The following is a 10,616-nucleotide window of genomic DNA, read 5'->3' on the forward strand; positions in this document are numbered from 1 at the left end:
CCTTTTGTTGATTATGTTCTTGGCGAACAATCAACAGGATACGCCACCTAATTTATTTTTCACATACACCAGATTCGAGCATAACTCTCCGGATATTTTACCAGGTCAGCAACCCGTTTGTAGTCGGTTACAAAGTTTTCTGAAGCGAAAAACCACCCCATATGACTCCATATAAAACCATGATGTTGTGGAGAATGTCGATCTTGAACAGCGTCTGAATAACGATGATGATGACGGTGATGACTTGCCCACCAGAGGGGACCTCTCTGCGCAGCGGAAGCAGCGAGCAATGCAAATATAAATTGCCAAAAGCGATTGGTCTTAAACGAGCGATGCGAAAAATAACGATGATAAAAACCAGTAATAGCAAACATACGGATAAAATAGAGTAAGATCGCGGCAATGATTGCACTAAGACTTGCTCCTACCCAAAATACCGCCAGACATCCAAGATGCAAAACAATAAAGGGTATCGTCCTTGACCAATCGATTGTATTCGATTTCAGGTTTTTTTCTGCAAACTCGACGTCAAACCATTTTAACAGTGGAATGAACCATCTTACCTTTTTCATTGATCCATCCTTTTCAATAGACTACATCTCTTTCAATCTGATTTTTTACTTCCTCTAATGCCAGGCGGAAATCACTATTCAACTGTATTAGCTTTGATTTATTGATGTTTCTTTTAATCTCTGTCGGGCCAATAAAGCCAAAAACGGGAATGGATAATTTATCGACCTGCTTATCCACCCATGAGGATTGTTCGTAAACAAGTTTTTCACCAATAAGGACTAATCCTTGTGCTTTAATTATGGCTGCGGCTTCAATAAGCTCATCCGCGTCATCATTAAAATAAAGGCAAATAACAACGTATCCCATTGCCAATGCCGTGAGGCTGAATAAAAACATAAGGACTTCATCCCTATCCGCACGGGAGGAGACTAATAGCAGCCGGGGCCCATCAACGAACTGGCGTTCGTGATGTAATCTTGCCCCCAACTTGTTGCGAAGAAAGATTTGAAAGAAATTATATTCAGCGACCAGGCATCTTTTCTCTTTAGCATCTTGTTCAAGTGAAAAAAATACAGGGAGAAGCAGGTATTTGGTGACAATATCAATCGGGTAAAGAGATAAAATCTGATTGTATAAATTATCCAGTTTGAACTGTTCAAAACTGGATATAATTTGCCGCATTTGCAGTTGGTATTGGCGCCATGGATTTTCAATCTGCAGTGGATGCGAAAAGATACTCTCTGTCAGGAGGGTTTCTTTGATTTGCCCAACAGAAACCCCTTGCTCAATGAGGGCAAGAATCTTTTTTATCTGCTGGACGTGTTCATAAGTGTATAAGCGATGCCCTTTGGCTGTACGCTTTGGCTTCAACAATCCATAGCGTCTTTCCCAGGCACGTATTGTCACAGAGTTAACCCCTGTTAAGGCAGATATGGTTCTTATTGGCAGAAGAACCTCTTCATTTTCGCTTTGCTTTTTCATTAACTAGTCCTTGAAAAAACTGGCAGTAATAGACCCCACACGAATACCAAATTTTTTCATCGTGGCACGATTTATGACGACATGTTTGTCAATGCGATATAACCAGTCGTCCATGCTTAGTGCCAAGGTAGAGCTGTTGTAGGGAATTAGTAATTTGTAACTCATTTTAATCACATTGCCATACTGCTCCCCTATCGCCACTCCCTCGACGTCGCTTGCAGTAGCAGTGAAATGGTGTTCATCAATCAAATTGAGTTTCCACTGGCGATATTGCTTATCGCCATCATCAAAAATGAAATACTCATCCAGAGTCCCTTCCTTTGCAGTCCACTTTCCTTCCATTGTCACAACAAAACGCCTTCTTACTTCGCCTGAGCGTTTTTGAATCATGCCGTATCCCTTTACAGTTCCATTAAAAAACTCTTGTATGGTGAGTACAGGCTGATTAGTTTCGTACTTGGCAGGATCATTCATGTCACACCCTTGTTCCAGGATAACGATTATCCCAATTAAAAACCCTAAGAGAAGATGTCGTTTATTCATTTGATTACCAATAATGCATAACTTTTGTATAGATTTATAGTTAATAATTAGCATATGCTATAATCTATGTAAAATTTTTGTATAAATAAATTTGATGCTAACTAGCCTTTCGATTCTTTATTGGTTCATTAAAGGTCATAGGGAGGCTGAAGTGAGGGTCATGATCACAGGATTGTTTGAGAATTGGGCTAGGGATTCACTCGTTAAACATAGATAGAGAGGATTCAAAAGATGGTAGAACTCCTATCACGCATACAATTCGGTTTTAGTATAGGATTTCATATTTTATTTCCTACACTAAATCTTGGCCTGGCTGTTTTTTTAGTCATTATGGAAGCCATGTGGCTAAAAACCAGGAAAGACACCTATTTGAAAATATGCCAGCTATGGACGAAAATTTTTGCGCTTACTTTCGGTATGGGTGTCGTTTCAGGAATCGTACTTGCCTACCAGATAGGGACTAATTTTGGCCCTTTCATCTATCAATTTGGTAATGTGCTGGGAGCCTTATTTGCTTATGAAACCTTAACTGCCTTTTTCCTTGAGGCAGGTTTTTTGGGGGTAATGCTTTTCGGGTGGAAACGTGTTCCGCCTGCACTGCATTTTATGGCAACACTTTTGGTTACAATCGGTACGACTATTTCAGCCTTTTGGATCATGTCTGCGAATTCCTGGATGCAGACGCCCAGTGGTTATCAACTCATTGATGGAAAATATGTGGTAGAAAGCTGGGTATCCGTTGTTTTTAATCCGTCATTCATCCCTCGTTTTATCCACATGGTTTTAGCATCCTATGTAACCACCAGTTTCGTGATAATGGCAGTCGCCAGTTATTATCTGCTCCGAAATAAAACCCTTGATACAGCAAAAAAATGTCTGTCTTTTGGTTTGTGGGCCGCTCTGCTATTAGTACCCTTGCAAATCTTTATGGGGGACGTGGTTGGAATTTCCGTTCATGAGCATCAACCTCTCAAGACAGCTGCGATGGAAGGAGTTTGGGATACAAAAAAAGGGGCACCCCTATTACTATTTGCCTGGCCTTCCCAGAAAGAACAAAAGAACGAATACGAGCTGGGTATTCCAAAACTTGCCAGTCTAATCAATACCCATGACTGGGATGGAGAAATGGTTGGTTTACGTTCAGTTGCACCGTCGGAGCAACCCCGGGTTGCCCCTGTCTTTTTCTCTTTCAGGATTATGGTAGGTATAGGCCTGCTCATGCTGATGACTGCATTCATTGGGCTTTTTCTTCGCTTCAAAAAAAATTTGTATTCGGCGAAGTGGTTCCATCGCTGGTGTGTTCTTATTGCCCCGCTTGGATTTGTAGCCACCATTGCAGGATGGCTTACTGCCGAGATCGGGCGCCAGCCTTGGGTGGTTTATAATTTACTAAAAACCCGGGATGCCGTTTCGGCAATAGGCATGGAGGAAGTGATTATTTCTTTTGTTTTACTCGTGATTGCCTACGGCGTGATTTTTGGTTTTTACCTGTACTACCTTTTGAAGCTAATTCGCCGCGGGCCTACACCATTAGAGACTGACCAGGTAGAACACCACGCCTTTCACTACATGACTGATTTGCCCAGGGAGAAAGAATGATGTTGCCGTTCATTTTTGCTGTTTTGCTGGCATTTATAGTATTAATGTATGTCATCCTCGATGGCTTTGATCTGGGTATAGGCATTTTATTTCCCTTTACTAACAGTGAAACAGAACGCGATAAAATGATGAACTCCATCGCACCGGTATGGGATGGTAACGAAACGTGGCTGGTATTCGGTGGTGCGATGCTCTATGGCGCGTTCCCTCAAGTCTACGGCCTGTTACTTCCTATCTTGTATATGCCTTTAATGTTGATGTTAGTTGCTTTAATTTTTCGCGGGGTGAGCTTTGAGTTTCGATTTAAAGCAGACAAATCAAAGCCCCTATGGAATTGGTCATTCGCAATCAGTTCTGTTGCTGCTGCCTTTTTTCAGGGCGTGGTGTTAGGTTGTTTTGTGCAGGGCTTTCCAATTAATGAAGCCGCGATGACTATTAATGACGCAGATTGGCTAACACCATTTAGTTTGTTAACCGGTGTTGCCCTGGTGAGCGGGTATGGCCTGCTTGGGGCAACATGGATGGTCATTAAAAGCAGTGGTCGCCTGCAACGCAAAATGATCCATTATGCAAAAGGACTCTTAGTCATCGTTAGCTTTTTTCTGTTATTCGTAAGTATCTGGACTCCACTGCACAGTAGTGAGATTTTTGCACGTTGGTACAGTTTTCCGAACATTATCCTCCTCGCTCCATTGCCGCTTGTTACTGCCCTTGCAATTTATTTGGCCTGGAAAAGCCTTTCTTTGGGCCATGAACGCAGACCATTCATTTACAGCCTGGTTATTTTTTTCTGTGCTTATGTCGGTATCGCAATAAGTGTTTACCCCTATTTAATACCTCATCAGGTGACTTTTTGGGAGGCTGCAGCGCCAACTTCTACACTTGTTTTTATTCTGGTGGGCGTTGCCATTATGCTGCCAGTACTGCTGGTATACACGTTGTATGCTTATCACCTTTTTGGCGGCAAAACACATCAAAACTATCACTAATCGTTGTGAAATATTTTAATGAATGTATTTTAGCAATATTTTAAGATCTAGTTGTGTTAATACTACCTAATTGGATTCTATAAAATTTTATTCAATGGTAATACAAGACTCGACCCCAATGGGTGCACTTTCTACACCATTGATTTAAAAATTTTAGCTTTCTCGATAATTTAGAATTACCCCTTGGATTTTTCGGGATAAAAAAAGATATACTGTCTAAATTAATCGTCGAACTTATAAGGCGATGTAATGTTTGAAAAAAATTAATCCCTAGTGTTATTGGGTTTAAAAGAGTTTCCGAATCGTTGATCTCACTGGCCCTCGCCAAGCGGGAAAACGACACTAGCAAAATCCATTTATGAATAAAGTAACCAAGATAAATTTAGAGCCAATCGTAGACTCTTTATACCATATTTGTAAACCAGGTATAGGGAATCTATTTCGATCCTCGGTGGTAAAGGCAAGCCTATTAAAGGAAATTGAGGAAATTACCGATCCAAATGCCATCTATTCTTTCATACCCCTCATGTTTGTTAAGAATAGGATGGTTAGCAAACTTGCAAATGAAAAGGTTCATGCATTATTGAATCATGTACCCCCTCATCTCTTAAATAAAATCGATGAAAAAATTCGCAATTCAATTTTCTCTAAACATTACCATCAACTATCCAAATATTGGTATAACTTAAACCCCTCAATTGTTGATTCTTATAAGGGTCACTCGACAGAGTTTCTCATTATTTTAAAAATTTTATGTTGTCATCCAAATGGATATATTCGCTATAAGGCCATTAAAACACTCGCGGAAAATAGTATTCAAGATGCAATTCCATTTCTCATTATCCGTGCAAACGATTGGGTAGACGAGATAAGAATACTATGTTTTACCACTCTTAATCGCATTGTAAGTAAAGAAATAATTGATCACTTTATTGAGTCACTTCCTTTGCTAAAACAATTAGAAATCAAAAGAAGACAGGAGCTCAGGTTTGACCGACTCCAATTAATCAGGAAGATCGAGTCATTACTTGCAACCGAATGTAGCGATGCACTTTTTAAGAAAATTAACAGTCAAGAAATTCTAGTTGCGCGCTATGCATTTGCTATTCTTGCAAACGCTGATTCTAAAATAGAACAGCTATTAACTGCCACACTCAACCATAGAGATATTGTTATCAAAGTAAATGCTTTTAATCTTGCAAATAATCAATATAACGCTGATCGGTTTTTGATTTATCTAAACAAGGTCAAGGATGACAAACTAATGCCCATTCGAAAAATGGCTCTATATGCCTTTATTGAACGTTATCCCAATCAGGCTAAAGGGATTTTAGAACAGGCTTTGCTTGATCGTAGTCGTTCTATTAGACATCTAAGTCGTTATTATCTTAAACAACTCGGTATAAGTGAGTTTTCCAATTACTATAGAGATGCCATTAACAGACAGGATAAACCAATTAAACTAGCTATCCTTGGATTGAGTGAGTCTGGCAACCAACAAGATTTTAGATTTATTCAACCATTGATTAGCAAAAATATTTCGCAATTAAATGCCGCAATTATTAACGCAGCCTTTACAATGCAACCAGAAGGTTGGAAAAGCGTTATTACCCAACTACTCTCTAATCCTGAGCCAGCCTCTTTAAAATCGTTTGTAAACTGCCTATTGGAAAATCAGGAAAGTTATACCTTTGAAGAGATTTTAGAACTTGTTTACAAAAGAAATAGTCTTATGCACATTCGCTACTTCATAAGAATACTTTCCAATCGACACTATGATAGATGGATAGTTTTAAACTTTATTCTTTCTGAATTGGAGTTGACTACTGACCATGATATCAAGGTAATATTTGAACAATATCTGCATACATGGATACATCATAATTGTCCGAACAAGATTTTCATCCGTCCCTGTCATGAGAAATCAAATACGTGCTTAAATAAAGCAAGTAACTTATTAAAACACAATCCAACTAATTCACTTTATAAAGAGCTATTGGAAAATATCACCTGCTTTATTAAATAATTCTGGAATAATATCCTAATTCAAAATTCAGGCACTGCCCCATTTACACATTAAATGCTCCCCACGTTTAAAAACCGCTCGCTTCCTCCTTCGTGAAATTACCGAGTCGGATTTGCCAAGCTACGAGAAATATTTCATAGATTACGAGGTTATAAGATATTTAATCGCCTCTATGCCATAGTCGGCTGCGGGTGTTCAGAGTTATTATAAATTTATCGTTGTCTTTATGGTTAATTGCCTGTAAAATATTAAAACATTAAGTTTTTTATTTATTTTAAATGTTTTTTTTTAACTCTTTTCCAAGCCCAAGCTTATTCCCTTTGCGGCATTTTCGGATGGCTTATTCACTTTTACCAGTTATTAGAAACCTGCTGGAAAATTCTGCAAGTCAAGAAGTATTCAATGTGATTAGCATTGCGTGTGGAACAGCCATTGAACTAGCGACCTTTGAGCTCTTGGCCCGGTCCCGGGAAGTCAGGGTTAATTATTTGGGCTGCGATATCGATAAAGCAGATTTACGTTTTAATATGCGTGTTTTACAAAAACAAGCCCCCCATGTGAAGCAAACTTATATCCATGCCAATATTGCCAGCTCCCCGCCCCTGGCAGATATATCAAATGCGCATTGTATCATTTGGCGTCATCCCGAATTTTTAAGTGATCATGATGAAACACCCAAGGGGTTAATTTTAGACATGTGTCAAATTTTATGGAATATTCTAGTCCATAAAAATGACAAGGCTCCCATCTTAATCACCTGCTATGACCCGCACGAAATGATGATTATTTTAGAACTCATTCAACAGTTTTGTGAAGAGGGACTGAAATATGATTTAACCATTGACAAGCAACCCGGGCGAGCATCCTGGCAAAACCCCACTATTGATCCAGAAGACAAAGACCCCCTATTCAATTTAAACCACCACGATCAATGTCAATTGCTAATTACCTCCTGCCAGGCTAAAAAATTGGTAGCTAACGAGGATATGTTTTTGAGAGCCTTAGCGAAAGCTTTCCTTACTATTCTGCCAAGAGTACAACCCAGCGAGGAAAACAAACTGGCTGATCTTTTAGCAAATTTAGAACAACCTAATTCTGATACGCTTAGAGAAGCTACCTCCTTTTTGAATGATCAGATAAGAGTAAAGGACAGTCCCTTTGTTGCCAGGGAGCTGTTGCTTTCTTTGCTTACTGACTATTATGAGCAACCAAACAGTTCCCACTACTTTGGGTCAGGGCTTAAATTCTGATTTTCTAATTTATCCTAATTCAAAATTCAGGCCCTGCCCCAATTTACACTGGCTTATTTTTATTATTCAAGCGGGGTAAAGCGTCGCAGTTTACCAGATGGAAGATAAGACATTTCGGGTACATCCCTAACTTCTATTTGAGCGTTGTGAAGGCCAAGCTTTGAATAAGTTTGACGAATCGAATCAACAATTTTCTGTTTGTTAACGGGGCCATTGGAGACAATATTGATTTCAGCACCTAGAGGTGTCTGCTTCACATGAAACTCAATTACATGGGGATCCGTAAGAAGTGGTGTTGAAAACACTAAATAATGAACAATAATATTTCCGGGATAAATGAAATCCTGTACAGCTCGACCTTTTGGCTCTTCAATGAGTGGAAGAAGGCTCCCACAAGAACACGATTCAGGCACAAAGCGAATGCGATCCTCTATTTCATAATTAATTAAAGGAAGTGTGTAACTGTTTAGATTAGTAAATATCAGTTTATCGGCGTAGTCCCCTCTATTAACGATTTGATTACATTGATTCACCGGAAAAAATACCGCTCTACTATCATTCAGATGCATATAGAAACTATTTGGTTTGCAATTTCCTGCAGCAACGCCTTCTGTAGTACCATAATAATTGAATAATTTGATCTTTGGCCATGTTTTATAAATCATTTCTCTTATCGGTTCGTATAAAGGCTCAGCACCAACACCCATAATATTAGGGTTAATTGTTAACTCACCTGCTTGAGCAAATTTGCATAAGAGACGAGCCGTAGATGGCAATGCGTTAACTCGATGCGGTTGAAACTTGTTTAAACCTTCTATAATCTCTGCCATTGGCTTGGTAATTGGATAAAAATGTTTGAGTTCATCCTCAGAACTATATATTTTAGACCTTGCGTACATCCCGTAAACTGCATTGGTTGCTACGACCTCAGCTATTCTGAGTATTTCACCTTCTTGAAGGTTCAAGTAAGGCATCATTGATTTTTTTAATCGTTGACTTCTTAAATAAGCCAAAAGTCTAACCCCCTCAATAGGATAGACAAATATTCCTTTTTTTCCCGTAGAGCCGCCGGTGGAAAAAACGACGTATTTGTCATCCAAAGGGACAATTTCTTCCGTGTTGCTCATTTTATTCAAATGCTGACTAACCTTTTTCAGATTGAGCGATTTATCCGTAACAATGTCATCCCAATTTTCCATGAAAGTGGTTTTTGTTATTGTGGGTAGCTCCCTCAGATGATCGCAAGTCATCGTATCGATTGATACATTCTTTAATATTTTTCGGTACCAGGGCGAATTTTGACGAGCATAAGTCAATAAATTTCTTAGCATTTCATTTTTTCTTTCTATTTGCTGCGCAACTTTGTCATCTAATTCGGATTGGCCCGTGAGATGTTTAAATTTATTTGTGATCTGTTTTAAAAAATTCATATTATTTCCAATTTGACAATTATTTATACATCAATTGAAGGTCAGGTACTGTCTCATCCTTTCTCTGGTTAAGGTGAAATCCTCTTAAAAAATTCATCTTTATCCTTATAAATATAAACAATTGGTAACCTGGACACAAAGGGACCTAGTGGTCAGGAATCTATTTGTCTAGCAAAATTATCCCTATTGACGTACGAGTGCCTTTTTTGGTTTGCACCCGGGAATGAGGAAGTGGCAGTTTACGCCCGGAGAGATCTATCGATCTGATCATCTCGGAAGAATTTGGTAATAATTATCCGCAGCGCCTATTCAAAACCACTGCTATGCTCAAATTTGCGCCCAGAACAATCAGTTACCCTACCCCTTTTAAAAATCAAAAGACTATGGTTTGTTAACATATCACGCAACGCCGCATGTTCGCCACAAACAACATGTTGTAACAAGCGATGAGTGATTTGATAGTCATTCACAAGAGGCTCAAATAAAGAGGAGAAACAAAAAGAAGTTTGGCTATTGTTAAGAGAGAATAGCTCCGATGCAGGCAAATATTTTGCGATGTTGTATTGGATTTCTCCTGGTAATCCATTAAAAAATTCAAATTTTTTGCCTTGCATACCTTGCGCCTTATTGCTGTTCATTTGGATCTTTTGTTGGCCATAATGCCAGATCAATTTATTTCTTTTGCAATAAACTCTCTGTCTTGACTGCCCCGAACCGCAATCCAACAATTATCGCGCTCGTTATATTTTTACAATCCAATTTTTGAAAGATGGATTGCCGATGCTGCGTCACTCTTCGGGTGGATACTTTTAAAAAGGCTGCTATTTCTTTCACCTCTTTACCTTGTGCGGATAGATACAGGCACTGTTTTTCCTGCTCACTTAAACGTAGGTCGAAACAAATCGGTTGCCTTATCCAGGTGTTGGAAAGCAGAGCCTGGATTTCGGCCAGTTGCTTAGGGGTTGGGTTACTATTGCCTAAATAGTCCAGATAGTTCTTTGCAAACACTTTAAAAAAAGGGCTATCGATTAAATTCGTTTTCCTCAAGGTTTCTTGCTTTGTTTTCACCATTATTCTTCCTTTATTTTTTTAAAGGTGTGACTTAGCACAGGAATTACTGAAAAAAATAATTCCTGTGTCTCTAGTCGCTGAAATAATTAAGATTTCTGGCTAAAAGCGAATTAAAAGCACGCTGTAAACCATGCTCCTAATGTTCAACCGGTGTAAATAATGGGAAATTTTGGCGGCTTCTTACGGACATGCCATTGAAATACAAAACTGAAAT

At 39.0% G+C, this 10,616-nt stretch carries 10 protein-coding genes; 4 read left to right on the plus strand and 6 right to left on the minus strand.

What is annotated here, in order from left to right:
• Positions 1-59 precede the first annotated feature (59 nt).
• The 3 genes from Lfee_RS06895 to Lfee_RS06905 are packed head-to-tail and all read right to left on the minus strand — an operon-like array spanning position 60 to position 2,037.
• Complete coding sequence (locus Lfee_RS06895; RefSeq protein ID WP_058445230.1) at positions 60-572, minus strand: fatty acid desaturase; 513 nt, start codon at positions 570-572, stop codon at positions 60-62.
• 13 nt (positions 573-585) lie between these two features.
• Positions 586-1,494 (minus strand): MerR family transcriptional regulator, encoded by a 909-nt coding sequence (locus Lfee_RS06900; RefSeq protein WP_058445233.1) that lies wholly within the window; start codon positions 1,492-1,494, stop codon positions 586-588.
• 3 nt (positions 1,495-1,497) lie between these two features.
• A complete protein-coding gene (locus Lfee_RS06905; protein ID WP_064088311.1) occupies positions 1,498-2,037 on the minus strand; it encodes a DUF3833 domain-containing protein in 540 nt (179 codons plus the stop codon).
• A gap of 231 nt (positions 2,038-2,268) precedes the next feature.
• On the opposite strand from Lfee_RS06905, the gene Lfee_RS06910 reads away from it, so the two are divergent.
• The 4 genes from Lfee_RS06910 to Lfee_RS06925 all read left to right on the plus strand — a co-directional run bounded on the left by Lfee_RS06910 (position 2,269) and on the right by Lfee_RS06925 (position 7,901).
• Complete coding sequence (locus Lfee_RS06910; RefSeq protein ID WP_058445237.1) at positions 2,269-3,636, plus strand: cytochrome ubiquinol oxidase subunit I; 1,368 nt, start codon at positions 2,269-2,271, stop codon at positions 3,634-3,636.
• The gene (gene cydB, locus Lfee_RS06915; protein WP_058445369.1) at positions 3,636-4,625 is read left to right on the plus strand and encodes a cytochrome d ubiquinol oxidase subunit II; all 990 of its coding nucleotides are present in this window, start codon (positions 3,636-3,638) and stop codon (positions 4,623-4,625) included. The genes Lfee_RS06910 and cydB overlap by 1 nt, the downstream gene beginning before the upstream one ends.
• 358 nt (positions 4,626-4,983) lie before the next feature.
• On the plus strand, positions 4,984-6,651 hold the full coding sequence (locus Lfee_RS06920; RefSeq protein ID WP_058445239.1) for a HEAT repeat domain-containing protein: 1,668 nt from the start codon (positions 4,984-4,986) through the stop codon (positions 6,649-6,651).
• Positions 6,652-6,986: 335 nt separating this feature from the next.
• Positions 6,987-7,901: a hypothetical protein gene (locus Lfee_RS06925; RefSeq protein ID WP_058445241.1), complete on the plus strand. Its 915-nt coding sequence runs from the start codon at positions 6,987-6,989 to the stop codon at positions 7,899-7,901.
• 62 nt (positions 7,902-7,963) lie between these two features.
• Here the strand turns inward: Lfee_RS06925 and Lfee_RS06930 are convergent, their stop codons facing one another.
• The 3 genes from Lfee_RS06930 to Lfee_RS06940 all read right to left on the minus strand — a co-directional run bounded on the left by Lfee_RS06930 (position 7,964) and on the right by Lfee_RS06940 (position 10,402).
• Positions 7,964-9,331 carry a phenylacetate--CoA ligase family protein gene (locus tag Lfee_RS06930; RefSeq protein ID WP_058445243.1) on the minus strand — a complete coding sequence of 456 codons (1,368 nt, stop codon included), beginning with the start codon at positions 9,329-9,331 and terminating at the stop codon, positions 7,964-7,966.
• A gap of 305 nt (positions 9,332-9,636) precedes the next feature.
• Positions 9,637-9,969, minus strand: a complete 333-nt coding sequence (locus Lfee_RS06935) for a hypothetical protein (RefSeq protein ID WP_146751398.1) — start codon at positions 9,967-9,969, stop codon at positions 9,637-9,639.
• A 34-nt stretch (positions 9,970-10,003) separates the two neighbouring features.
• Positions 10,004-10,402: a response regulator transcription factor gene (locus tag Lfee_RS06940; protein WP_058445248.1), complete on the minus strand. Its 399-nt coding sequence runs from the start codon at positions 10,400-10,402 to the stop codon at positions 10,004-10,006.
• Between the last annotated feature and the right edge of the window lie 214 nt (positions 10,403-10,616).

This window comes from Legionella feeleii (genome assembly GCF_001467625.1).
Lineage (GTDB): Bacteria > Pseudomonadota > Gammaproteobacteria > Legionellales > Legionellaceae > Tatlockia > Tatlockia feeleii.

Bases quoted from the DNA above. Each gene is read 5' to 3' on its own strand.
- Lfee_RS06895 (WP_058445230.1), bottom strand. From the start codon at position 572: ATGAAAAAGGTAAGATGGTTCATTCCACTGTTAAAATGGTTTGACGTC.
- Lfee_RS06900 (WP_058445233.1), bottom strand. From the start codon at position 1,494: ATGAAAAAGCAAAGCGAAAATGAAGAGGTTCTTCTGCCAATAAGAACC.
- Lfee_RS06905 (WP_064088311.1), bottom strand. From the start codon at position 2,037: ATGAATAAACGACATCTTCTCTTAGGGTTTTTAATTGGGATAATCGTT.
- Lfee_RS06910 (WP_058445237.1), top strand. From the start codon at position 2,269: ATGGTAGAACTCCTATCACGCATACAATTCGGTTTTAGTATAGGATTT.
- cydB (WP_058445369.1), top strand. From the start codon at position 3,636: ATGTTGCCGTTCATTTTTGCTGTTTTGCTGGCATTTATAGTATTAATG.
- Lfee_RS06920 (WP_058445239.1), top strand. From the start codon at position 4,984: ATGAATAAAGTAACCAAGATAAATTTAGAGCCAATCGTAGACTCTTTA.
- Lfee_RS06925 (WP_058445241.1), top strand. From the start codon at position 6,987: ATGGCTTATTCACTTTTACCAGTTATTAGAAACCTGCTGGAAAATTCT.
- Lfee_RS06930 (WP_058445243.1), bottom strand. From the start codon at position 9,331: ATGAATTTTTTAAAACAGATCACAAATAAATTTAAACATCTCACGGGC.
- Lfee_RS06935 (WP_146751398.1), bottom strand. From the start codon at position 9,969: ATGAACAGCAATAAGGCGCAAGGTATGCAAGGCAAAAAATTTGAATTT.
- Lfee_RS06940 (WP_058445248.1), bottom strand. From the start codon at position 10,402: ATGGTGAAAACAAAGCAAGAAACCTTGAGGAAAACGAATTTAATCGAT.